Raw genomic sequence first — 24,540 nt, forward strand, 5'->3', positions numbered from 1 at the left:
TGACTTAGGAGGCTATTCTTCGATATTCACAATATTGAGCAGACCAAAATTCTTCGTCGATTCTTTCCTGCAAACGTTCTTCTGTCCTATCACTAGCCTTTCCCTGCTCAACAGCTTTTTTCGCTACCTCTAAGGCAATCTTTCTTGAAACCGCTTGAATATCGCTAAGCGGAGGTAATAACAAATTACTTCCTTTTAGCATTGGGGACATTGAAGCGAGTGTAATACTCGCCTGCTGTAACATCTCGTTTGTAACACGTTTGGCATTTGCACTGATCACACCAAGCCCCACACCAGGGAAGATATAACTGTTGTTACATTGAGCGATAGGGTAACGCTTACCTTCGAATACTACATCAGAAAATGGGCTACCCGTCGCGACAATAGCTTTGCCTTGCGTCCACATGATGATATCACTTGGCTTCGCCTCTACGCGGCTGGTTGGGTTTGAAAGCGGCATGACAACAGGTTGCTCACACCCTATTGCCATGCTTTCAATAACCGCTTGGTTAAACAACCCTGGTACACCTGTAACACCGACCAGAACATCCGGTTTGGCATGCTGAATTACATCAAGCAAACTGATCTCATTATTTGCTTGAATTCCCCACGTTTTTCTAACGGAGACAGGTTGAGAGAGATTCTTCTGGAAAGCAAGTAACCCCGTCATGCCTTGCTCTAGCATTCCCCATCGGTCGACCATAAAAACTTGGCTACGCGCTTGTTGCTCTGTTATACCCTCAGTCATCATTTGAGCAACTACAGCTTCGGCAATGCCGCAACCTGCAGAACCAGCACCTGCAAATACTACTCTCTGTGCTGAGAGCTTTTTACCTGTGGCATTCGCCGCAGCGAGTAATGTCCCTACTGTTACAGATGCGGTTCCTTGTATGTCATCATTAAAGCAGCGGAACTTATCTTGATAGCGAGTGAGCAAAGGCATCGCGTTTGTTTGTGCGAAGTCCTCAAACTGAATCAGAGCATCAGGCCATCGCTGACGAATGGCTTTTAAACAATCATCAACAAACTCATAGTATTGCTCGCCAGAAACACGAGGATGACGCCATCCCATGTACATAGGGTCAGAAAGAAGAGCAGAATTATTAGTGCCCACATCTAACACAATTGGCAAAGTATGTTCGGGGTTGATGCCGCCACACGCTGTGTATAATGCTAACTTCCCAATAGGGATCCCCATACCTCCAATACCTTGGTCACCTAACCCCAGAATGCGCTCTCCATCCGTAATGACGATAACTTTAACATCAGTATTCGGTGCATTGTTCAACAGCTCTTCAAGCTCACCTTGATCTTCATAACTCAAAAATAAACCTCGGTTACGACGGTAGATCTGAGAGAACTTTTGACATGCATCTCCAACAGTTGGCGTATATATGATCGGCATCATCTCTTCAATATGCTGATTGATGAGTTTGTAGTAGAGTGTCTCGTTCGTGTCTTGAATATTGCGTAGATAGATGTGTTTATCCATCGACGAGGCAAACAGCGAGAACTGCTCATATGCTCGACTAGCCTGCTCATCAATACTCTCGATGTTGGCAGGTAAAAGCCCTGTAAGGTTAAAGCTCTTACGTTCTTCTAATGAAAAAGCACTACCCTTGTTAAGTAATGGTGTATTGAGTAGTGTATTGCCCGCTTGTCGTATAAAAAGTTTCTTTAACATTAGCCTGCCACCTTTCGGTATAATTCTATCGCTTCGTCTATTAGCGCTTCGTTACAGCCTAAGTAATGCTTAGGGTCGCACGCTGCATCAATTTCGTCTGAAGAAAGTATCGCTGAAATACCTTGGTCTCTCTTGAGGACATTTGCGAGCTCACCCTGTTCTGGCGCATTCGCAATGGCTGCTTTCACTTTGTTGTAGCCATCACCTCGACCTGACTTCTCTGCCACCTTCATCATTACCGCTTCAGACATAATGAAGTTGCGAGAAGCTGAGAAGTTCTCCAGCATTTTGCTTTCATTAACAATGAGGTTGGCCATAAGGCGATCAGCTCTTTCTAATGATGTCGACAACGCAAGTGATGCCTCTGGAACTAAACTCCAGTTCAACACACGCATAGAAGCAGAACGAACATCTTGCTGATCCATTAAATTTGGTGCTCCCGAAGCGTACATCCACCCCATTCTAGATAGAGTTTGAATCATATTGGCTGCACGCGGGTTAGCTTTGTGAGGCATAGTGCTTGAACCACCGCCCGCTTCGCCTTCACGCACTTCACCAATCGATGCTCTACCCATGGTTTCGATATCATTCGCGATACGACACAAGGAGCCATGTACTAGTGCAAAGTACTGGATGAGTTCCGCAATATGATCTAGGCTCGCATTCCCGAGCCCTTTTGGCTCTGTTAGCTTCAATTTAGCAAACAGGCGCTTACGAACTTGGAGCCCTTCTTTTCCAACTGAAGACAAATTACCCACCGATCCACCATACATTCCCGTTGTTGCCCTAGGGTAAATCTCATCAAGTCGTACTAGATGACGAGTGACCTCTTGAAGGTAACTGCTCACTTGAAGCCCCCAAGTAGTCGGTAAAGCATCCATCGCGTTGGTTCTTGCAACCATGATTGTTTGTTTGTGTGTTAAAGCCATCAACTTTAACTGATTGCCTAACGTGATTAATTGCCCACGAATAATGTCCAGAGTCTGCTTAACTCGCATTGCTAAACTTGTATCGAGCAAATCTTGTGTCGTGCAACCCCAATGTAAGTACTTTTTGACGTCATCATCACCACGTTCAGCAAGTTGATCAACAAGTGGTTTGATTGCCATACCAACCTCTTGAGTCTCTAGCGCTAACCGTTCCCAATCTATATTTTGTAAATCACATACTCGTTCAATCGAGGCGACAGCAGAACAAGGAATCAACCCTAACTCTGCTTGCACCTTAGCAATCGAAACCTCAAAAGTTAACCAAGTACGAATCAAGTTTTCATCTGACCAAACTCGTTTCATTTCGGCCTGTGTGAACAGTGGCGAATAGAGTGTTGAGTCAAAGACGGAAGCGTTTGAGCCATGCATATCTACTTTCCTATGCGCCAATAAATGTAATTAGAAGAACCGTAATCAAACCACCTATCATTGGAATCGCGGTACGCTTAACTAACTCTGTGGGAGGAATGCCCGCAACTCCAGCACATGCAATCACAACACCTGCAACCGGAGAGAAAGAGCGGAAAATACCGGCTGACAGCTGCATTGGTAGTGCAAGAGCTGCCGTTGAAACACCAACATGCGTCGCGACATCCGGAGCCAGATTGGAAAAGCTGAAGAACGCCGCATTGCCAGAACCCGACATCAATGCTGTCACACCGATAATAGCGACTAGCATGACAACCATCATGGTGTAACCAAAACCAAGATGCGTAGCAACACTCAACATGCCAGAAATAAAGCCAATTGCTTTAAGGCCTACGACGAAAGTTTGTGCGGCGATAATTAACGAGACAACACCGGCAAACACATCGCCCATGCCTTGTAAGTAAACCTTAAGGGAAGCCGCAACCGCCTTGCCATCTTTTGAATAAAGGTAATAGCACGCCATCGCAACCGCCAAGCTGATAAACATCGCTGTGACAACATCAATTTTGATAGAGGTGATCGCGAACTTGCTGAAGGTCAAAAGTAGTACAAGAGGGAGAACAGGCAAAGCAGCAAACCATATTGGAGCTTCACGAGAAGTATCTTCTTTTGCTTGCAGCTCGTATGAGACACCATTAACTTCATCACGTTTATCAAACCATTTTTGACAAACAAAATGTAAGACAGCAATCACCAGTGCTGTACACACACCAACAAACAGTTGGTGTTCTACAAAATAAGAGGCTGCATCAATACCAATCACTTCTGCGGCTTTATTCGAAGCTCCAGACGCTGGGCCTAAATCCAAACAAGCGGTTGTTGCAAGCACAGCAGCTACCGATGCTGGAGTGCAGCCAATCCCGACCAAGACTGGATATAAGGCAACCAATAGCAACATCGCTAGACCAACGGCACTAGGGATGAATACATTCAAAAACTGACCCAAAATGTAAGCAAGAGCGAGGATGATGTATGGGTTGCTAATCACAGAGAGCGGTTTAGTCGTCACTTGAACCAGCGCATTTGCTGCACCGATATAACCCATGTATTTGGAGAAACCACCCACCGCCATGATGATTAAACCAAGCTTGGCCAGTGTTGAAGACGAAATCGATTTGATGACCAAAAAGAAGTCAACCACGGTAGCCCCTGAAGAACTTACCCCTTTTGGTAAGAATTCAGGACCACCTGCAATGACCCCAACCAGCATCATTAAAATACCAGAGCCGAACAATACAGCTTGCGTATTGTACTTCTTGATGATTAGAAATCCTGCCCCGAAAACAATCGGCAGAGCGAGCAGAGCGACCATATGTTTCACCTTTTTTTAAGTATTGAGTCACCGCTATCTTGTTTCTTAGGTGCCAGTAGCAACATGGGAAGTGCCCTTTCTCTAGAAAAAATGTGATTCAATTAAAACTCTCCTTCTTTACAGCTCGTTAAATCACCATTCATTCAAATAATTGTCTTCATTCACCTTTATGTCTCTATCCTTCGAGCAACCTCGATCACAATTTAAATAAAAACGTACCGCTCAATTTTCCTTCAATATTCTTGATTAGCTCGAAATGAGAAATTGAGTTTCCCATTTTTCCCACCTTACAGTAGCCTAATAAAGTAATGAATCATATTGAGTTTATTGTGCTCACTTCATACTCTTAGCATCCAGTAAATCAGTGGGAATTTTCATTTCTCATCACGGACGCATTTTGCTCACAACTTGTAACAATATATTTAACTGGGTCACAATTTCGCCAAATTATTCGCGCTATCTCCATACTTGTTCGTGTCTTTATAGATAGTTAGAGAGCCAAGCGGATGACTCACATAACAAATTCAAATTAAAACAAGAGATCTATCAATATTTAAATAGGGAAGCGGCAATTCCCTTATTTTTTAAGCAAGCCACTCATTACGATGCAAAGGTTTCCAATAACAAGCATGGAATGAGCATAATGATTAGAAATAAACCTCTCTTAACCCTTTTACCTACCCTCTGCCTCGCATCGTTCGCTCAGGCACAAAACGTTTATGATGATGAAACCAATAGACTAGACATATATGGTCGATTGGAAGGTCAAATCGCTAAAGGGGACGAAAGTTTTGCCAGCAAAGACGATTGGTCAGGAAGAATGAGTGGTCGCCTTGGTTTTAATATGAGCCGAGAGCTAAGCGCAATTGAAGACAGCCGTGTCATTGGTAAATTTGAATGGCAAGTTCGTACAGAAACGAATGATACTCGCCTTGATGAAGGTGAAGATTTAGAGGCTCGATACAATTACTTAGGTGTCGAGAATGACGATTGGGGCATGGTGATCTTTGGTCGCACTAAAAACCCAATGTATCAGGTTATGAAGATGACCGATAAATACAAAAACTACACGCCTAATATCTACAACTTTGGCATCTCGGCCATTGATACCTCTTACAAGTACAACCGCCAAGATGCAACTCTACAGTACAACGGCAACTTTGGCATTCATGAAGTTCAAGCCGCTTATGTGATGGGTAATGGTGAGAATGACCGCCTGGATAACGGCATGATAGCGAGTTACCGAATGAACTATAAAGGCGATGGCTTCAAATTGTCCCCGGCTCTCGCAATCAGTCAGTTCAACCGTGATAAAAGCAACACTGACACTAAGCGTGAACAGCACGATCAAATTATGGGTGGTATAGAACTGTCTTTAAAAGGTTTTACGTTTGGCGTTACCGCTGACTACGTGAAGATCAATGAAGATGGCGGAAGTGAAGATAAGTATTTTGGGATAGACTCCATCGTCGCATACAAGTGGGATAACTTTAGAGTATTAGCCGGTTATAGTTTCCTAGACCAAAAAGATGAGGATATCTACGAGAGAGAAGACTGGCGTGTCGAAGGCCAGTGGACATTGGCTCGACGCACTTATCTATCTTTAACCTATGACAGAGAGCTCGCCTCCAAAAATAAAGAGGGTGACGACGATGCAATCACACTTGGACTGCGCTACGACTTTTAAGGACTTGTGATGAAAAAACTACTTAAAACCAACCTACTAGCGACAACGTTAGCACTCGGTAGCTTTGCAGTTAATGCCGATACACTTATCGCGCCATCACCAACAGCAAAGATGGACGGTGACAACAAAGTCGTCGCAATATACGGAAACTCGTATACCCATTACAACAATAACTTAAATACTCGTCTACGTGATTTAACGCGGTCTTTATTGCCAAATAACGCGAAAGGTTACAGCTACCGAGGCATTACTATCTCAAGTGGTCGCTTGGGTTGGCATGAGCAAAACCTGCGTTTTCAAAACACGTTGAAAAGTTGGGATGTGGTCGTATTCCAAGGCAGTTCAATGGAACCTATCACTAAAAAAGCGTCGTCACGTGACTACTTTGAGGAGTCGGCAAAAACCATGGCGAAAGTTGCACATGACACTGGTTCTAAAGTGGTTTATTTCATGACGTGGGCTCAACAATCTCGGCCAGAGCAGACACGTGCGCTAGCAAAAGCGTATCAAGATATCGCGAAAAAAACAGGCGGATATGTGGCGCCGGTGGGTTTGGCATTTGAACAAAGCATTAACCAATACCCAGAGATCAATCTTTATCATAGTGATGGTAAACATCCATCACTTGAAGGCACCTATCTAGCTGCATCAGTGTTCTTTGCAACGCTATACAATAAATCACCAGTGGGCGGCGCAATTCCAATTGATACTGATATGTCTCCAGAAACCGCGAAAAAGTTGCAAACCATAGCATGGGAAACCGTTCAGAGGTTCCAAGATAACAAATAACGTCCTGATTGTGGTCTTCTGTCTACTCTGGCAGAAGACCATTTACCTTACAAAGATCACCTTTCAAACAGCAAAACACAAAGCACTCATCCCCGTGTGTTAATCTTCTTATCAATACAATGAACTACGATTGAGCTTTATGAAAGACCATCTCGATTTGGACTCCTACAAACAATTGGCAGAGCAGCTTCAACCTTTTACTGACTCCGAAGCAGCGCTTAATACATTTATCATTGAGCACTTTGGTGAGTTGTCTTATTACGGCATCATCGACCTAGCTCAGAAAGCAAAAGTTAGCAAAGCGACGATAGGCCGCTATTTGAATAAGCTCGGATACACTGGTTATTCAGCATTTAAGCATGCATTAAAACAAGATTTAATCGCCCATGACATCGTTACACCAATCGATGCTAGCAAAGCCAAATCACAGGTTCAGGGCGCCAATACAAAAGAAGAAGCCTTGCGCTATATTGTCAATGTGAGCCAACTCATCGACCAGTTTGTTAAAGATTTGGACATTAAAGAACTTGAGAAACTCGCCAAATTGATCGCCGACAAAAGTCGTACCATTTATGTAGTCGGTCCAGCTTCATCGCGTGCGTTAGCGATTCACTTCTCAACACTATTGAAATACAACCGAACTGAAGTCATCTTATTGCCTCTCGATAAAGGCGAACTGCCAAAAACACTACTTGGTCTTAAAGAAGAGGATATTCTAATTGCTTTTTCCTACTATCGCTTTAACCCCGTCGTTTTAGACATCACTAAATATTTCAATAGTAAAAATGCTCACGTTACCGTTATTACCAATACCCACTCGAACCCTTACGGTATCTATAGCAATGCACAATATGTGCTACCAAGTGACGTCGATTCAATCTTCCACAGTCGGACCATAGGCTTCTTGTTTGTTGAATTGCTTCTTTTTTTAGTACAACGCGAATCTAACGATAATGATAACTTCGAAGAGCTAGAGTCTCTGTTCAAGTTCTTTGATGTATTCTCATCAATTGGTCAATAAATAGAGTAAGTGTGCTGAAGCCGCGTACTTCCTAATTTGGCAACAAGTTATTGGCCAATTAGATTGCTACCAAGAACATTACTTTTTCTTATCTAAAAGCAAGCAGACTCTAAAAAGGTTTGGGGCAATTTTGAGTTACCCAATTGCCGTATAACGTCAGCCAAGCTGCAAATCATTTTTGTTTGCTAGCCTTTGTTATCAACTGAAACTCCATGCCAGAGCGTTTAGTGTTACGGGTTCTATAGCGCGTTGGATATTTATCAAAAAAGTCAGATAACTTCTTCAAACCGTAGTTTCGAGGGTCAAAATCTGGCTTCAATCTTTTTAAATATTTGCCAATTTCACCTAGTTTTGCCCAACCCGATTCATCTCTATAGTTCTGCCAAGCTTGATGCATTAATCGCCATAATTCGCGTTCTGCGTCTTGATTAGAGCTTGATTGTGCCTCCTCAAGATCAACATCAGCGTTCAAGTTCTCTATTGCAACAAAGTCGTCACAAGCGTTTTTAAAAGAAGTCGGAGTCATCGCTTTTCCAACACCGATAACGTGTATCTCTGACTCTCTTAACCTCGTAGCAAGACTTGTAAAGTCACTATCACTGGATATCAAAGCAAAAGCATCAAACCGTTGACTGTATAAGAGGTCCATTGCATCAATAATCATTAAAGAATCTGTGGAATTTTTTCCAGATGTGTAGGCAAATTGCTGTTTGGCTTGAATAGCTAACTCATTTAAAGGCTGCTTCCAGTTTTTTAGTTGCTCAGCAGAAAAATCGCCATATGCACGTTTAACGATGATCTGCCCAAAACTAGAAAGCTCTTCAATAATCAGGTTTAGCTTTGAGTGCGGAGTGTTTTCTGAATCAATTAATACAGCGATTTTTCTGTTACCCATAATCCGTACGTGACCATCCTTTATGTAGTTAGTTGCACTATATCGGCATTAGTAATATTTGTTCAAATGGGATTATCCAGAAATGATAAGAGTAACAATTCTAAACAGGAAAGGGGCAAAAATGAGTTGAACACGTCTGTTGCACCACGCCCTCAGCGTGATTAGCTTATAACTCGGAATGCGCATTTTGAGCCACATTCCCCGCCAGCAAATTAAAAAGCAAAAACCATCAAGCCTAAACTTGATGGTTTCGATTATTAACTGCTTGTTCAGCAGGTTTGGTTGTTTCCTTCCTGACCTATTCTTAACTGCCTATGCGGCAGGACACGATAGCTCTGCTTAAAAGTTTGGTCGCGGATATTTCTTAGCTGCCTATGCGGCAGGACACTGTTAACTATAGTCACTAAGCTGTTAATGCCACTGGTTTACATAACAAAATCCAAAAATACCCTTTTTCTTCTTACTTCTGTAAGTCCCTGTTTTTAAATCTCTAAAAAAGGACTGTCAAAAAAGGGTCGAACACGTAACTCTGGAACCGTGCCTTTTCTTTCTTGATTGGTGGCTAAACCATAGCTATTAAAGTTTGCAGCAACGCGCTCACTGACAAACTCCTTTTGCACGAACAAAATATAATCCTGCGCTGATGAGCCGCTAGAAATGGGGATTCGATGAAAGCTATCTATGATACGCTCTTCATTCGTTGCTGGTAACGATGGTTCAACACCAGATAATTCGGCTCTCGCCATGCTACGTTTGATTCGACGTTTCTTGGAACCCAGAAAGATTTTCCCAATCGTTTGGTTACGGGTAAACCTAACCTCTAAAGCATTGTCGGGCACCTCACATACACTGGAGATCTCAAATAATCCTTCATTTAACATCAAAGAAAAGTAGGGCTGAAAAGAGAGTCCAATCATCATCTCTTTATCTTCAGCAACAAAGGCTATGGTTTGACCAACCGTAGATTCATTCCAATCAGGGAAGCTCACTCCAATCCTATTCATCGCTTGTCGGTTATTGACCATAAACAAGTGCATTTGTGATATACAACGCCCTGCTAACAGCTCATAGTCGGCTTGAACAGGGGTATAACGTATACAGAAGTAGTAACGCTTCGACATAGCTATCCCTTACTTCGCTTTTGAACAATTGAAGAGGCCGCCTTTGATCAAGACAGACATGATGAAGTGCACATCATTTGGGATGGTCTGAGTATCTGTCATTGTCTCAATCCAACTCTCTGTATTTCTAACCAATTGGTAAAAGTCATTTCCACGGGAGACATGCCGCCTTGCTATAACGTACTCTCGGTCAGCTCCATATTCATTCACTCTTAATGGCTTATCTGCTTCTTCATGCCACCAATCGTCAATCGATTGCAACGCTGCGCCAACTTTTTGCCCATGAAAAACAACAGTTTCCCTTCCGTTCAATAATTCTACGGTGGCTAACTGTTTAGTAGGAACACCATCTTCTCGGCTATCTAAAAACTCTTGGCTTGGGTAAACCTCATCTCCCCAACCAACTCCAATTTTAGCTTTGACATCCATGTAGAAGTATTCGGTTGGATCAGACAGGGCTCGCGTCAAATAAGCTGTAAGTTTTTCTAAGCATTCCGCTGAAACTTCATCCCAATGACCATACCAAGAAAGCCTTGTTACATTCTCTACAATCAAGATTTGTGAATCACTGGTGGTCACTTCTATCGACAATTTTCGGCACTCTCTGTTTCTCCAAAGCCAAGTACCAAGCAGAATGTTCTTCGCGTATCGAAGAGCAAGTTCCTGATACCCATTAAGCTCTTCATATGTTTTAGCAAGTAACGAAAGTTTAGAGCGCACTTCATTATCACTACAGGTATCTGGAGTTAGAGAGTTGGATCGTATTCGAAGGGGGAATGCACAGTAGATATCATCAACACCAGGTTTGACATAACACTCTTCGATGAACTGAGGATTGGAGTAAGCTAAATCTTGTGGAGCAACATTCTTTTCTACGAACTTCCCCCCTTTATAGGCTTCTGCATAACCACCTTTTGGCGCACGCAACCTAGTCCTATCAATTTCAAGGGGACACATCTCACCACTTTTAGATAGATAGTAGAAATATGCTTTGCCAACAGAGAGTGATCGAACGTAGTTTAGCTGAGTGCAAAGTTCCATAAACGATTAATCCCTATAGTTTTTTATAAGAATAGTTTCGCTACTGCATTCTATCGACCAAAAGGCGTGGTTTAAAAAGTGATCTCTTCCACTAAAACGTACATCTACCGGATTCACTTTCTTAGCAAACCCTATCGCATTCTCTGCATAGGCGTGACAATCGGTTATAGAGTTTAACCGTTTAGTAGGACGTTCTAACAAATGGTAGCCAATAGAAACTGGCAAATTATCGGCATCTTTAGTCACTAAACGCTCTAGTTCATCAAAGCTACTCGGTTGGCTCTCACTTGGGTATAACCATCGCCCGTATGCTGGTAACCCCTTTATGACGTGGAAAAGCTCGCTCCTGCTGGTAAACGTCTTCAGCCACTCAACCTGTGCCGATAACTGTGGTTGGTATAATGCCCCTCCGGCGAAAGCAACAGGAAGTGCCGTTTTAAGCGCGGTCTTAAAATCTGAAATGCGGCTATCACTATGAACTCTGACAACTAAGTCTATTTCTAGATCCGCCAATCGTTCACTACGAATGGTTGGTCGTTTAGCGTTCGAAACCGTTCTAGCTTTGGCGACTGAGTTAGGTTCGGTAAGCTTGGCTGTCGGTTGAATGTTCTCGCTTCGAACATAGAAAGAGAAACTCGAAAACTCAAACGGGGAATCACAATGAACTAACTTATTAAACTCTCTTTGATAGCGGTGCATAAAGCCCCAAATAGCCGTCAAAGAAGGAGCACCACACAGATATGGGCTACTCATTGCGACCGCATCTTGCACCCTCATCGATGACAAATAGATATACTGCTCGCCCGTTACCTTATCTTCATTGCCAATTGGTTTGCTGAGTTGTTCGAGGATCCATACAATTTGGGCTTTAACGACCTGCATAAGCTTAGGGTGATAGGCAAACTTGGCAGCATACTTATTATTCTGAAACGTGAGATGCAAGCGACGGTTAAACTCACTAGCTAAGGAACCTAGGTCCGATTCTGGTAGCCCCAAAAAGGCCTGAGCTAAAGTGTCATCATGTTCCAATTGCTGTTGATTAGGGTCACCATCAACGATATCTCTTAACTCAATTAATGGGAGCATCCACAAGGCTATCTGCTTTCGCAATATCTTACTTCTAACCTTGCGAGCACTCTCCCTCTGCTTCTGCGTTTTAGATGGTTCTGAACCAATTAGATGATTTAACACCTGACAAATTTTGGCGTTAGTTACCTGATAGTCATCAAAGTAGTGGCCACTCTTTTTGCGACTTTCAGGTAACGTCCCACCCTGTGCTGGTTTAACGCCTAGTGGATAGTTTAGGATTTTCATATGCCCACCTAAACTACCGCACAGATTCCCGATACTGGCCGAGTTTGGTAGTGCTGAAGAAACAAAGTTAAGCTTACTTTCTCGACATCTCGCTCTCACCTCTAACTCACTCTGGATAGCATGACTGACCACAGGGGTGACCGAGACATAATCATCCCCCCACGGAAACCGTAGTTGCTTACTATAAGTACTGACACTGTCGGGAAAATGATTATCAGGGAGCTGCTCTTCAATTGTATGTTTTAAGCGAGTAAGTGACTTAGCACTTAGACCGAATTCGTTGAGCAACTCAATCCAAAAAGAGCTTTCTTGCTTGATAAGTGAAAGGATGCATACGGGCTGTGATTGCCAACTAAAAGGATTCAATAACCACAATGTGTGACGATACACAGCGGAATTATGCGCCCATCCCAAGCGTTGCTCTAATACTGCGCTTGAAATGAATACCTCGGTTGTCGTAAAAGGCTGCGCGACTATCCGCTGAGCTTTAACTCGGCAGTCTGGAAACTTGAGATTATGAGTGTGGAACCATTTGATTTCATCAAGGGATGCTTCGAAGTTCTCAGCCGCTTTTAAATGCCTTTTAGCACGGGCTACATCCAACCAATCAGAGCATCTATCTGAATGATGGCTTGAACTGAGATTGAGCAAGATCGTTAACGCCTCTTTTTCAAACCCTTCAACACAGACATCTTCCGTATAGGGCATGAACATCTTCTTTATCGTAATCTGCTTTACCGCTTCGTCTTCAATCGCCAATAAGTCACTTAATTTCGTCATAATTACCACTCAGGTAGATATACGCTTAAACCATCACTTTCAGAGCTCATTCGGGTCAGCTTTGTTTCAATGACACTTCGTAAAGTAAACGCTGATTTGTGACTCGCTATCTTTGCATGCATTCTCTGCCTAATAGCGGCTTTGATCTCACCAAACTCATACAACCGATATACCTCATCTGTTGTACAAGAGAGCAATGTAGAAGCTTCTAAGGGACTAAGCAGTACATCACCGATATTTCCTTTTGCGGTTGAAGGTACTGTTGCCATAAGCTGAGTAAAGTAAGCTAACACCTGTGTCAGTACGATATTATGACTCAACTGCCGACTAGGTAACTGGCGACAATCTTTAAGCAGAGCACCAAAGGCTTCGTTGAAAAACACCTTCTTCCAATCTTTTACTCGCACAAGTTCTGCCTTCTCTTTCAAGGCATCGAGGTCTTGCCACAGTGCCGTTGGCCAAGCGCCACAATATCCAATGAATGACTCAAAACTGAGGTCATCGATATCGCCATAGCGACTTACATACCAAAGTAAAAAGCCATAGCGCTCAGATAACGTCATTTCTGCTTTCAATAGTCCCAAGGGTTTTGAATCATTTCCTGACAACCATTGCGAGACCAACACCTCAGCCTCTGGCGCATCCTCTACTGGCGAGTTTCGGAGCTCAAAACCACATTCACATTGGCTAATACTCTCGGTACTTTGATATTCAAGTCTCGACTTACACTCGGGGCAATGATGAATCAGCTTACAGCCATGATGTTCACAAGCTTGGTGAGAGATAAATTGCCACTGCTGGCGAATGTAGGGTGCTTCGTTAACACACAGAGGGCAAATAGGCGTGAAGCGTTTGCGAAGAAAAGCATAAGGGTAGTCAACGCCAAATCTATGAACAGCTTTGTATTGCGGAGAGAATTGAGCTTTTGAATGTGATAGCGCTAGGCGCAATACACCAAAATTGTTGAGCTTTAATTGGTTCTCAAGATGGATAAGCACTCTCACCCGCATTTGGCTTGTGGTTTGAGCGTGGTAGATATTGACTCGTTCGAGCCCTAAGGGGAAAGAACCAGCAATCGCTTCATGCTGATCCATGGTGTCGAACCAAATGTCTTCTGCAAAATGAGAAAATCGCTCGTAACCTTGCTCTTGCGATAAACGCAACAAGAAGCTTTCGAGCGATTCATCAGAGTAAAGTTGAATGTCCGTTTTCACATGTCACCACTAAAACTTAGAATATCTAAGTTTTAGTATTGGTGAGTTTTCTAATACATCAAACTCTCAGAAGTACTTTTGTGATTAGACTCGCTTTATGAAGTAACTTTACGCTACAGGTCTAGCTGATCAGCCCGCATTATCTCTTGCAACAACACTTTTGAATAAGGAGGGGCTTCGAAAAGCTTGTATGAGGAGGACTCTCTTACTAAACAAAAGCCTTTAGAATAAGTAATCGGCTCTTTAAAACGATTGTTACCATTCATCTCATCCCCATCATCTATGCAAATTATGAAATCTATGTTTGAATATTGTTTCTTAGAATCATCCGGTTCAAACATCTGATACTCTCTATCGAATTTATAGCCACTTCGTTCAAGCACCGTGCTCGTTTTGCCGCTTATTCTGTAGCAAAACATACCGCATACTAGACTATCATTATGACTTTTGAGCTGCTTTGATTTTTGTTCAAAGTCCCTAATTTCTGTTAACTTTGCATTAGTTTTAACTTCAATGATCGCTGCACATTCTGTGATACAAATTCGAACTTGGTTCCCTATACTTGGGTTCACCGTGCCTTTCCGTCTTAAAATAATATCATGTTGTCCATATTCGATATCTCGGAAGAAGACCTCGCCTTTATGTAATCGGCCATCAACATTATCTAACCTCTGATTAATTTGATAGTGAAGGAACTCCTCACGAGCATCGCCCAAAACGCCTTTATGCTTAAACTTTTCAAGAGCTCTTGACTGAAGGCGCAACAACTCATCAAGGTACTCGTACAAATATGACACTACTCAGACCTACTGAAATTAAGCACTCTGACTTTCAGCAACCACTGCATTCGCATTTACTGTGCGAATAACTCCAAACAACTCCACTACGGTCCCTTCATCGAAGAAGCCGTAAGCGCTTTCGCCGTGATTGTCGGTAAATGGTGGCTCGAAGAGTTGCGACATATCTAAGATGCCGTTGCTAACGAGGTAGTCAATCACTTGATCGACGAACTGAATTTGCTCGGCGTTATACGCCTCTTCATCAAGGAAGCTACTGAATGCTTCTTTGGCTGCGTTCATATCTAAGCCGACAAGCTCGCGGATAAACGTACCTAAAGGCTTCTCTTGTAAGATTTTCTCACGATACGTTTCTACATCACTCATACCACTAGCTTCCAGTAGCAAGCCTTCTAAAACATCTAAGTCCGCTTGGGTAATGGCTTTATTGCGCTTTAGCTTTTGGATTGTTAATTGGTCTTGGTGATCTTGAATATAGAGCTCAATCTTCTTACGGTATTGGGCTAAATCAACGCTTGGGTTCTTGTACACGTTTGTCACGTCATGGACACCTTGAACTTCGTCTTCAAAGTTTGTGTACACCATCTCTTTTTTATCTTTGTCCAACGCAAACATCAGATTTCGTAGCTTACGTCGTAGTTCTTCTAGCGTGACTAAGTGGATATCTTGCCAAAACTCTTGGGTCTGGATATCTTGAATCAGCTGCAGTTGCGCTTGCACTGCTGGGATGGTTGATTTGGCCTCTAACTGTTCTGCAAACTCAATAACTCGCTCACGGCTTTTTTCCGAGATAATACCTTTCTCTAATAGATCTAGCTGCATGGTCAGTACAAGGCTGTCAAAGCGGTGTGATAAATGATTAAGTTGCTCATCAGAGTTAAATGCCTCAGCTTCAGTTGGAAGTTCTGAGATCTGACTCTCTAGCTCAGTAAACTTAGCATCATCAATATTATCCCAATGCTCACGCTCTAAAAATGGCTCAATTGCTCGACGCTTCGGTCTTACAATAAAGTTATCGAGATTCATACCACTAACAATATGGTGTAACATATCCAGTTGGTAACGATTTAGCTCAGAATAGCGCTCGCAGTCTTCTGGTTGTTGCTCTCTGAACTCTTCATTATTTAATCTGCTGTTAAGTAATGTACTGAGTAGAACGCGCTTCTCGAATACCTGTTGAGTCACTGGTTTCGCCACTCCGATCGCAATACCTTCAGGGTTCGCATCGAAATACTCAAAGTTTTGGCAATAATCGAAAACCTTAAAAGTCTTCTTATCATCCTTCGGACCAAACAGGTCTTTACACAAACGTGTTCCACGCCCAATCATCTGGGTGAATTTCACTTTTGAGCGAACGACTTTGAAGAACACAAGGTTCACTACTTCTGGTACATCAATACCGGTATCGAGCATATCTACCGAGATCGCGATACGACAGGTTGGGTTCTTCGGGTCAAACTCGTCAATCTTATTCTCGTCACCGCTGAACTCGTCGATAAGACTTTGTGCGTAAGTCTCTTTGAAGGTGATCACTCGCGCCAACTTCCCAGCCCACTTGGGGTAGTTCTTATTGAACATTTTCTCGAGGAAAACCGCATGGTCATTGTTGGCTGCAAAGATGATGGTTTTACCGATGACATCACCGCCTTCAACGTGGATACCACCACGTTTATCTTTACTCATTAACTGAGCAAACATCTTCTCGGCAGTGTCTTCATTAAACAAGAACTTGTTGATCTCAGATGGCAATACTTCATCTCGATCTTCTAGCTCAGCCTTGTTTTCCCACTCTTCTTGCTCTTCAGGGGATAAGTCTTTGTACTTTACACCTTCACGAAGAAACTTGGTTGCCACGGAGATCTTTGTTGGTGGCACAAGATAGCCTTGGTCGTACGCTTTATCGTCTTCATAAGCGTAAGTTGGCATCCCTTTTTGCAGGTCAAAAATGCCATAAGTGTCTTTTTCAACTTCATCTTTTGGTGTTGCTGTTAAACCCACTAAGAAACCATCAAAATACTCGAAGATTTGACGGTATTTCGAGTAGACGGAACGGTGCGCTTCATCGACAACAATCAAATCAAAATGACCGACACCAAATGGACGCTCATCTGCACCTCGATCCAGTAGATTCTTCATGGTCGGGTATGTCGAGAAGTACAAGCGACTGTCGATACTGTTTTTGCTCTGACCAGAATCCAAAATAGAACAACTTACCCGAGGCAGTAGCTTAACGAAGTTCTTCTTGGCTTGAGTGAGTAGCGCATTACGGTCGGCAAGGAACAGGATGTTCTTAACCCAATCGTTTTTCACTAACAAATCGACAAGGCTGATCACAGTACGAGTTTTACCCGTGCCCGTTGCCATAACGAATAGCCCTTTGCGCTCATGTTCTAGCTCAAAGTCTTGCAGCAGTTTAGTGATGGCTGACTTTTGATAGTGACGGTTGGTAATTTCGTTGTTAATAACAAGATTGCTGTTAGGCATGCCATTTTCAAAGAATGGTTTGCGGTCGGTACGACGCTTCACCATAAGCTCAAGTTCGGCTTTGGTGTAAAAGCCTTGAACTTCGCGTGGCGGGTAGAAATGGTCATCCCACAGATGCGTCTCATAACCGTTAGTGTAGAAAATAACTGGGCGCACACCACATTGTTTTTCTAAACAATTAGCATACAGCTCAGCTTGTCGCTTACCTTCTTCTGGGCTGATGCAAGCTCGTTTAGCCTCCACTACCGCTAAGGCAGTGCCGTCATCCCCCCACAACACATAATCTACTTTACCGTTGCCTTTGGGGTTCACTGTAGAAATCGGCATGCCTGAAACTGGATATTCACGGTCTCGCTTATGCTCTAGTTTCCAACCGGCTTCTTCCAAAAGCACATCGATAAGATAAGTGCGAGTTTCTGCCTCATTATAGTTGTGTGTATCCGTGACTTTTTCCGCACTTTGCTTGGCTTGCTCGATCTGTTCTAGTAAGGCTTGGTTTGCTGCTTTTAGCGCCTCGTTTTCTTTTAGCTGCTTGAGGTAAGTTTCACGCTCAACTTTGTATTCTTGCTCTAGCTGCTTCTCTAACTCTTGAACCCGTTTGATGCTGCTTAGCGCTTTGGTCGCTACAGCCGCATCAATTGAGACTTGCAGTGGGATAAGCGCTTCATCAAATGGCTGAACTAAAAACTGACTACGATTCAAGTCTGGTGTATAGGTACGAATAAACCAATACAAAACATGGTGCAGCTCTTTCACGGCTTGCAGCGCATCACGCTGTGGTAGTGTGGTTTTGCTGTGTACCGCCTCGTTACCCACCTTGATCACCAGCTTGAGCTTAGGGAATAGATTTGTGGTGAGGTTTTGTTTAAAGCCCTTGTCATGAATGAGCGACATTAAAGTTACATCATGGCGAGGACGGGCTAGCCAGTTATCAATATCAAATACGGTTTCAACCATTAACTCCAACGCATTACGAGCATAGAAGCCGGCAATACGCGGATCGGTCTTGATGCTGCTTTCCGCATTTTTGGCACGAGTTTGAATCTCAGTACAACGCGTGGTGTATACATCGCTGCCACCGTTAAGGGCAACGTCCATAAACGCAAAGTTGCTCTTTTGAGAAGAGCTGCCTTCAGCGCTAGACGAAGAATTTGCCGTATCTGACATTGAATTTCCTTTTTACATCATATTGTTATTATTTGTTATAGGTTTAGCTCGCCTTTAAAGGCTTTTTGCATAAGGGCATTAAAGCTATCATTGTATTCTTTCATTAAAAGTCGATTTTCAGCCAATAAATGGGTTAGTTGCTTACTAGAACTAACGAAATTCAACTGATCTTCTACGGCAGGAAACTCGACTTTTAATTTCTTTAAGTCGCCCAATCCAATTCTTGAACGAGTTGCTTCAACCGTAATAGCTTTTAGTGCATGCCTGCCAAGCTGACTATTAAAATAAGCAACTAAATACTCAGGTAAAACGATTGATCTGTCACATTTGATTCGAATGACGTCTTGAGTAACGATTGCTTTAGGTTGATCAAAAGGATAGATAGCAGCAGTACCTGGTGGCTCTCCAACTTTTGCGATTAAAACATCACCAGCGTCTACACGACAAGAATCTAATTCTAGAGCTTTCTCTTCTGTTACATAAACTTCTTTTTTCCGCTTAAATTCACCAGATGCAATATCTCGGATATAGAGCACTGGAACACCTGTATCCGTTAACTCAGATGAAAGTAAGTTGCTTCCAAATGGTCCATTTACAAAAGTATTTTTCTCTTTGATAGCCAAGTCACCAAAAGATACTACCGATTTACGAACTCGGTTATAACTAGACATAAACACTGACTGAGCGAGGCTGTTTAGCTCTTGTTCCATTTGCTGGCAGTCTTTACGCAATTGATCGGCTTTTTCTAGCACCGCTGCGATTTGCTTTTGGGTTTCTAGTGGGGGGAGTGGGATTTTCAGAGATTCGATTACTTTCTTGTTTATTTGAGGGAAAGTCGAACCCGTTGAATTCCGATATAACTCATCTTCAATTGATGCGATAAAATACCATAAGTATTTTGAGTCTAATTTTTCATAATTGGCTCTAAGCCCCGCAACACCGCGTCCGAGGCAATATTCTTTATCTGCCCAGTTCAAATCACCAATCGTAGCTCGAACACAAATTATGATGTCGCCTTTTTTACATAGTTTTGTTGGTTCAATTGTTGCTTTCTTTGGTCGAGGAAATACATCGCCATAGTCTGCTGCGCCAGCAATGAGTGGCACACCTCTATCCAGCTCTACATATGTCGAACCTTTAGGCGCAGAACCCATATCGATTTGGCAGACCGTTGATAAATTAACTAGAGGCCAGCTCATTTTAACAACCCTTCTAAATCAGCTAATCCCTTCGCCATACTATTTTGTAGCGTTTTAATGCGCTTCAAAATGTCCTTTGGTGCATCATATTGCACCTCTTCGTACACCACTTCTTTGTAGCGGTTGATGCTTAGATCAAAATCGTTTTTGCTGATGTCCGCTACCGGCACCATAAAGCTCTGCTCAGTCTTCTTGCGCTTGTATTCTGGGCTATCGCTGTTTGGTGTGCTGTCTTCATTGGTCAGCGTGTTGAAGCGTTCAATAATATCGGCAATATTGCTTTGCTCGTGAGTTGGTGTTTCGCCATCTTTAAAAAGCTGACTACGTTTATCATCTAACGAGAAACCATCGGCCTGCATGTCGTAAAACCAAACGTTATCAGTACCGCCACTGTTGGTTTTAGTGAAGATAAGAATCGCGGTGCTTACGCCAGCGTATGGCTTGAATACACCAGAAGGCAGTGAAATGACCGCTTCTAATTTCTGCTTAGATACAATTTGCTCACGAATCGTTTTATGCGCTTTAGTCGAACCAAATAACACACCATCTGGAATGATAACTGCCGCACGTCCACCAACTTTAAGCATACGAAGGATTAAGGCTAAGAACAGCAGCTCTGATTTTTCAGTCTGCTTTTTCTTTTTCACCTCAACCTGAATCTCATTGCCATCTTCATCAATTTCGGTTTTGAATTTAGGTGCCGTTTTCTTAACAACTGGATTCTTACCTAATGCACGAAGTAAGTCTGGTGCAACAATATCGAAATCAACTGCCCCTTTAAACGGTGGGTTGGCAAGGATAAGGTTGTAGGCTTCAGAGATATTCTCGTCACCTTGGTCTTGCAAGCTATCACGGTAGTGCACACTTGGGTTCTCAATCCCATGCAGCAGCATGTTCATCGCACCAATGCGTAGCATGTGTTTATCAAAATCGAAGCCAGTAAACATTTCATTGTTGAAGTGCTTGCGGTTATCAGGCTTGTTCACTTCTTTTGCGTGATGCTCTTCAACGTACTCAACCGCCGCCATTAAGAAGCCACACGTGCCTGATGATGGGTCACATATGGTGTCGCCCACTTTTGGCTGCATCAGCTCGACCATCATTTGGATGATGTTACGCGGAGTACGGAACTGACCATTTACGCCTGATTGTTGCAACTTGCTTAACAGATACTCGTACAGATCGCCTTTGGTGTCTTTGTCGTTCATGTCGATAGCACTTAGTAGCTGTACGACCTGATCTAATAACTTAGCCGATGGGATCATGAAAATCGCATCTTTCATGTGTTCAGCAAAGCTACCTTCATTTTGTAGCGATTTGATTTTAGGGAACACACGATCACGGACGATTTCCATCATTACATCAGGATCTTTGTCTTTGAAACTACTCCAACGAAGGGCTTGCTCTTCAGGCGAAAAGGTTGGGTTGTTTAGCGGTAGACCTGTTGCTTGGCTGCGACGCTCAGCGGTCTTTTGCAGTTCATCTAAACGACGAATAAATAGTAGGTAGGAGATCTGCTCGATAACTGAAATTGGGTTAGCGACACCGCCTGTCCAAAACATTTCCCAAACTTGGTCGATCTGATTACGAATTTTGCCTGTTAGCATGGTGATTCTCTTTGGTAAATTGTTACTCTCTTAACAACAAGAAAACAACTTAATGATGCATCAATTTATCGCGCGATTTTACCATACAAACTCAGTTTTACGTTAATGTGCATCACATTGAATTACTCAGAAATAAAAGTACTATTTTTTATTCAGTTAGCTAGTATCTAGCGCATCTATTTTTGTTAGAAAGCGAATGATGATGACCAGAGGAACACAACTCAAAATATATCTAGCAAATGGCTCTGTAACAGGTATTCGACATGCTGAAATTGTCAACTGGACAGGTCAAGCGATTGCGGTTCCTAGAGTACACATCAAAGAGCTATCTGAATGGGAAGAAACTCAGCGTCCGGGCGTCTATTTTTTGTTCGGGTACGACGCGGATAGTGGCAATAGCCTTGTTTACGTTGGAGAGGCTGAGCATATTCAGAAAAGATTGTCGCAACACTTGGCTGGCAAAGAGTTTTGGAATGAAGCTATTTGCTTTACCAACAAAGATGAAAACTTAACAAAAGCACACGTTAAGTACCTCGAAGCCCGTTTGATCGAAATAATCTTAGAGTCAAAACGATACGACCTCGACAATGACAAACAACCGCCTACCTCTTCATTGCCTAGAGGAGAAAGGGATGCCATGGAAACTTTCATCGACAATATTCGTACTGTTATTGGTTCTCTAGGGCACAAATTATTGGAGCCGAGAGTATCTCAACCCGCTTCGCTCCAAACAAACGAGCAAGAAAACACAGTATTACAACTGAAGGTCAAAAAAGTTGATGCTAAAGCTATGCTTACTGATGAAGGCATTGTCGTATTGAAGGGCTCTCAAGCACTAACAACCGCACAGCCTAGTTTATCTAAAGGCTATACAAAGTTGCGTAGTAGCCTCGAAGACAAAGAAGTGCTAACACCATCTGGAGATCGTCTGGTCGCAGCTGAAGATATTCTGTTTACCAGTGCCTCGCAAGCCGCAACCGTCCTACTGGGCTATCCTTGCAGCGGTCCTGATTACTGGAGAGACTCTTCGGGTAAAACATTGAAAGAGATTGAAGCTGAATCAGTCTAAGTGAACGCTGCAATGACCCTCTGCTTAAATTGACCTAACCTCAGCTCATCCATGGCTAAAGTAAGCCCTGCATTATTTGAATTAATAACATCTGAAGTTTCTCCCCAACTAAGTAAGCTTGGTTGGGGTCGATCAGATTGAACGCTTTCCGATACGGTACTCGACGGCAGGCGCTTTTCGTCAATAGCACTCGGCACATTGTTCTCTTGTTTAATGTACATGCAGCTATCAGGAATATCCTGCTCAATTCTTTCAGCAAACCCAATCAAGCTTTCTTCAGCAAAGGTATACAACCAAGCTTCTTGGTTGGGTGAATCATTAACTCTCAATATCCTTCCAAGGACTTGTCTAAAATAGAGTTCCGTTTTGACCGAACTCATATGACAACAAACCTGCAGCCGAGGGATATCTGTTCCTTCACTTATCATTCCAACACTGACTATCCATTGAACATTCGAGTGACGAAAAGACTCAATTTCATTTAACGGATTATCATGATGATAAGTCACGATGGATGCTGATTGATTAAAGTGCTCAATCAGTCGCTTTTGAATATGTTTAGCGTGCTTTATAGAAGCAGCGACGACTAAACCTCCTGCATTTGGGGACTCTTGCCTTATTTGGGCTAGCTTTTGGCAACCACTATTTAATATGTAGTTCATAGCGTCTTCATTGTGAATGACACTGTGATATGAGACATCGGATTGTTTAAGGCAATCAAGAATAGAAGCGAAATATTGATTGTCATTTCCGGCCTTAACACTCAGATGTTCATTATCGATTAAAACGATTTTAGGGCGGCGACATACCTTATCTTCAACAGCCTGTTGCAAGCCGTAATGATAATCGCAAGCAACCTTCCCATCAGGGTCGGAATACTCAGCCATGACAATGGGTAGTCGATCAGAGCGCCAAGGAGTGCCTGACAGCGCTAATGTGTAACGGGCAAAACCTTGGATCTTACTGACAATTTCTAACCCCCATGAATTTGATCGCCCCTCATCATCAAATGAACAATGGTGGATCTCATCAAATACGACTAGTACCCGATATTTACTGACGGTGTTCAAGAAGTTTTCATCTAAAAAACGGATGGATTGATAGGTATAAGACCCGCCTAGAGAACCCAAGCCACCATTAAATGAACATTCCAGTTTCCATGAAAAGGTCTTTTTCATCCCTTCAGCGACCGAAAGTAATGGTGAGAAACAGAGAACTAAGTCAATCATACCTTCTTGAAAAAGACGCTTAGCAACCTCTGCAGCCATAACAGTTTTACCTGCTCCTGGAGTTGCTTGACAGAAGAAGTGTGAACGCTTGTTTGAAGTAAACTTATCGATAACTTGAGCTGCACACTCAGCTTGCCATGTTCTTAACATTGGGAAGCCTTGCTTTGGGCTACTTGCATCCAGTTGGTTAGTGCATTGATTTTGCCCAATAGCTTAGCTGATCGCTCTCTCGCTGCATTGAATAACGGTTCCATATCATGCTTGTTGTTTGGAAAACGCGTTAACAAAGATTGGTATTCCTCAATCTCGCCCAGAGTAATCGCTAACTCACCTTCATGTTGTTTTTTCTCTTGTTCTAGTGCATTTAGAGAGAACTCCGGAGTTTGAACAGGTATTGAATCAACTTTAACTTTCTTATTTCTAGCTGCTCTAGGCTCAATTGTGAGCGCTTTGAATTCAATAGTTTGATGGTAACGCTTGTCTCTGCGAGTCCCAATGACAGAAAGCCAGCCTTTCTCCTCAAGTGATAGAAGTTGCTTATAAACATACTTTCGAGCTTCGTCACTGCTCGTAAAGGTTGAAGTACTATTTAACAAAGCATCCCTAGCTTCTATAACAGAGAAATTGTCCATCCCTTTTTCAATCAATAGGTTAAACATATCAGGATTAATTCTGGTTACTTTCTTCATGTGACTCTTGCATACAACAAAAC

The 24,540-nt window shown here is 42.8% G+C and carries 18 protein-coding genes; 4 read left to right on the forward strand and 14 right to left on the reverse strand.

Annotation, left to right across the window (positions count from 1 at the left end; all coding sequences use genetic code 11):
- Positions 1 to 4 precede the first annotated feature (4 nt).
- From ACXABW_RS10170 to dcuC, 3 genes are read right to left on the reverse strand one after another with little or no spacing between them, the layout of a single operon-like run.
- A complete protein-coding gene (locus tag ACXABW_RS10170) occupies positions 5 to 1,684 on the reverse strand; it encodes an NAD-dependent malic enzyme (RefSeq protein ID WP_457522548.1) in 1,680 nt (559 codons plus the stop codon).
- The gene (locus tag ACXABW_RS10175) at positions 1,684 to 3,042 is read right to left on the reverse strand and encodes a class-II fumarase/aspartase family protein (RefSeq protein WP_457522550.1); all 1,359 of its coding nucleotides are present in this window, start codon (positions 3,040 to 3,042) and stop codon (positions 1,684 to 1,686) included. The genes ACXABW_RS10170 and ACXABW_RS10175 overlap by 1 nt, the downstream gene beginning before the upstream one ends.
- Before the next feature lie 10 nt (positions 3,043 to 3,052).
- The gene (dcuC, locus tag ACXABW_RS10180; RefSeq protein ID WP_457522552.1) at positions 3,053 to 4,414 is read right to left on the reverse strand and encodes a C4-dicarboxylate transporter DcuC; all 1,362 of its coding nucleotides are present in this window, start codon (positions 4,412 to 4,414) and stop codon (positions 3,053 to 3,055) included.
- 643 nt (positions 4,415 to 5,057) lie between these two features.
- On the opposite strand from dcuC, the gene ACXABW_RS10185 reads away from it, so the two are divergent.
- The 3 genes from ACXABW_RS10185 to ACXABW_RS10195 all read left to right on the forward strand — a co-directional run bounded on the left by ACXABW_RS10185 (position 5,058) and on the right by ACXABW_RS10195 (position 7,911).
- Positions 5,058 to 6,101, forward strand: coding sequence for a porin (locus tag ACXABW_RS10185; protein WP_457522554.1), 1,044 nt, complete (start codon positions 5,058 to 5,060; stop codon positions 6,099 to 6,101).
- A 9-nt stretch (positions 6,102 to 6,110) separates the two neighbouring features.
- Positions 6,111 to 6,890, forward strand: coding sequence for a DUF4886 domain-containing protein (locus tag ACXABW_RS10190; protein ID WP_457522555.1), 780 nt, complete (start codon positions 6,111 to 6,113; stop codon positions 6,888 to 6,890).
- A gap of 139 nt (positions 6,891 to 7,029) precedes the next feature.
- Complete coding sequence (locus ACXABW_RS10195; RefSeq protein ID WP_457522557.1) at positions 7,030 to 7,911, forward strand: MurR/RpiR family transcriptional regulator; 882 nt, start codon at positions 7,030 to 7,032, stop codon at positions 7,909 to 7,911.
- Positions 7,912 to 8,083: 172 nt separating this feature from the next.
- Here ACXABW_RS10195 and ACXABW_RS10200 read toward each other — a convergent pair whose 3' ends face one another.
- From ACXABW_RS10200 to ACXABW_RS10240, 9 genes are all read right to left on the reverse strand, one after another.
- Complete coding sequence (locus ACXABW_RS10200) at positions 8,084 to 8,806, reverse strand: NYN domain-containing protein (RefSeq protein ID WP_025559098.1); 723 nt, start codon at positions 8,804 to 8,806, stop codon at positions 8,084 to 8,086.
- A gap of 482 nt (positions 8,807 to 9,288) precedes the next feature.
- Complete coding sequence (cas6f, locus tag ACXABW_RS10205) at positions 9,289 to 9,927, reverse strand: type I-F CRISPR-associated endoribonuclease Cas6/Csy4 (protein WP_457522558.1); 639 nt, start codon at positions 9,925 to 9,927, stop codon at positions 9,289 to 9,291.
- A 9-nt stretch (positions 9,928 to 9,936) separates the two neighbouring features.
- Entirely contained in the window at positions 9,937 to 10,968 is a 1,032-nt protein-coding gene (gene csy3, locus ACXABW_RS10210; protein WP_457522559.1) for a type I-F CRISPR-associated protein Csy3, read from the reverse strand.
- A 6-nt stretch (positions 10,969 to 10,974) separates the two neighbouring features.
- Entirely contained in the window at positions 10,975 to 13,062 is a 2,088-nt protein-coding gene (locus ACXABW_RS10215; RefSeq protein ID WP_457522561.1) for a type I-F CRISPR-associated protein Csy2, read from the reverse strand.
- Positions 13,063 to 13,064: 2 nt separating this feature from the next.
- Entirely contained in the window at positions 13,065 to 14,276 is a 1,212-nt protein-coding gene (locus ACXABW_RS10220; protein WP_457522563.1) for a TniQ family protein, read from the reverse strand.
- Between the two features lie 113 nt (positions 14,277 to 14,389).
- Positions 14,390 to 15,073, reverse strand: a complete 684-nt coding sequence (locus ACXABW_RS10225; RefSeq protein ID WP_457522565.1) for a DUF6602 domain-containing protein — start codon at positions 15,071 to 15,073, stop codon at positions 14,390 to 14,392.
- An 18-nt stretch (positions 15,074 to 15,091) separates the two neighbouring features.
- Complete coding sequence (locus ACXABW_RS10230) at positions 15,092 to 18,724, reverse strand: DEAD/DEAH box helicase family protein (protein WP_457522567.1); 3,633 nt, start codon at positions 18,722 to 18,724, stop codon at positions 15,092 to 15,094.
- Between the two features lie 35 nt (positions 18,725 to 18,759).
- Positions 18,760 to 19,923 (reverse strand): restriction endonuclease subunit S, encoded by a 1,164-nt coding sequence (locus ACXABW_RS10235; protein WP_457522569.1) that lies wholly within the window; start codon positions 19,921 to 19,923, stop codon positions 18,760 to 18,762.
- A complete protein-coding gene (locus tag ACXABW_RS10240; RefSeq protein ID WP_457522570.1) occupies positions 19,920 to 21,530 on the reverse strand; it encodes a type I restriction-modification system subunit M in 1,611 nt (536 codons plus the stop codon). The genes ACXABW_RS10235 and ACXABW_RS10240 overlap by 4 nt, the downstream gene beginning before the upstream one ends.
- A 196-nt stretch (positions 21,531 to 21,726) precedes the next feature.
- On the opposite strand from ACXABW_RS10240, the gene ACXABW_RS10245 reads away from it, so the two are divergent.
- A complete protein-coding gene (locus ACXABW_RS10245) occupies positions 21,727 to 22,599 on the forward strand; it encodes a GIY-YIG nuclease family protein (protein WP_457522572.1) in 873 nt (290 codons plus the stop codon).
- On the opposite strand, the gene ACXABW_RS10250 is transcribed toward ACXABW_RS10245, so the two are convergent.
- Together ACXABW_RS10250 and ACXABW_RS10255 are read right to left on the reverse strand one after the other, a co-directional pair.
- Entirely contained in the window at positions 22,596 to 23,978 is a 1,383-nt protein-coding gene (locus tag ACXABW_RS10250; RefSeq protein WP_457522574.1) for a DEAD/DEAH box helicase, read from the reverse strand. The genes ACXABW_RS10245 and ACXABW_RS10250 overlap by 4 nt on opposite strands.
- On the reverse strand, positions 23,972 to 24,517 hold the full coding sequence (locus ACXABW_RS10255; protein WP_457522576.1) for a hypothetical protein: 546 nt from the start codon (positions 24,515 to 24,517) through the stop codon (positions 23,972 to 23,974). Before ACXABW_RS10255 ends, ACXABW_RS10250 begins: the two co-directional genes overlap by 7 nt.
- Positions 24,518 to 24,540 lie beyond the last annotated feature (23 nt).

The sequence above is a fragment of the Vibrio paucivorans genome (assembly GCF_054053395.1).

Excerpts from the sequence above, each read along its gene's own strand:
- ACXABW_RS10245 (WP_457522572.1), top strand. The coding sequence starts at position 21,727 with ATGATGATGACCAGAGGAACACAACTCAAAATATATCTAGCAAATGGC.
- csy3 (WP_457522559.1), bottom strand. The coding sequence starts at position 10,968 with ATGGAACTTTGCACTCAGCTAAACTACGTTCGATCACTCTCTGTTGGC.
- ACXABW_RS10185 (WP_457522554.1), top strand. The coding sequence starts at position 5,058 with ATGATTAGAAATAAACCTCTCTTAACCCTTTTACCTACCCTCTGCCTC.
- cas6f (WP_457522558.1), bottom strand. The coding sequence starts at position 9,927 with ATGTCGAAGCGTTACTACTTCTGTATACGTTATACCCCTGTTCAAGCC.
- ACXABW_RS10230 (WP_457522567.1), bottom strand. The coding sequence starts at position 18,724 with ATGTCAGATACGGCAAATTCTTCGTCTAGCGCTGAAGGCAGCTCTTCT.
- ACXABW_RS10170 (WP_457522548.1), bottom strand. The coding sequence starts at position 1,684 with ATGTTAAAGAAACTTTTTATACGACAAGCGGGCAATACACTACTCAAT.
- ACXABW_RS10215 (WP_457522561.1), bottom strand. The coding sequence starts at position 13,062 with ATGACGAAATTAAGTGACTTATTGGCGATTGAAGACGAAGCGGTAAAG.
- dcuC (WP_457522552.1), bottom strand. The coding sequence starts at position 4,414 with ATGGTCGCTCTGCTCGCTCTGCCGATTGTTTTCGGGGCAGGATTTCTA.
- ACXABW_RS10250 (WP_457522574.1), bottom strand. The coding sequence starts at position 23,978 with ATGTTAAGAACATGGCAAGCTGAGTGTGCAGCTCAAGTTATCGATAAG.
- ACXABW_RS10195 (WP_457522557.1), top strand. The coding sequence starts at position 7,030 with ATGAAAGACCATCTCGATTTGGACTCCTACAAACAATTGGCAGAGCAG.
- ACXABW_RS10200 (WP_025559098.1), bottom strand. The coding sequence starts at position 8,806 with ATGGGTAACAGAAAAATCGCTGTATTAATTGATTCAGAAAACACTCCG.
- ACXABW_RS10190 (WP_457522555.1), top strand. The coding sequence starts at position 6,111 with ATGAAAAAACTACTTAAAACCAACCTACTAGCGACAACGTTAGCACTC.
- ACXABW_RS10235 (WP_457522569.1), bottom strand. The coding sequence starts at position 19,923 with ATGAGCTGGCCTCTAGTTAATTTATCAACGGTCTGCCAAATCGATATG.
- ACXABW_RS10255 (WP_457522576.1), bottom strand. The coding sequence starts at position 24,517 with ATGAAGAAAGTAACCAGAATTAATCCTGATATGTTTAACCTATTGATT.
- ACXABW_RS10240 (WP_457522570.1), bottom strand. The coding sequence starts at position 21,530 with ATGCTAACAGGCAAAATTCGTAATCAGATCGACCAAGTTTGGGAAATG.
- ACXABW_RS10175 (WP_457522550.1), bottom strand. The coding sequence starts at position 3,042 with ATGCATGGCTCAAACGCTTCCGTCTTTGACTCAACACTCTATTCGCCA.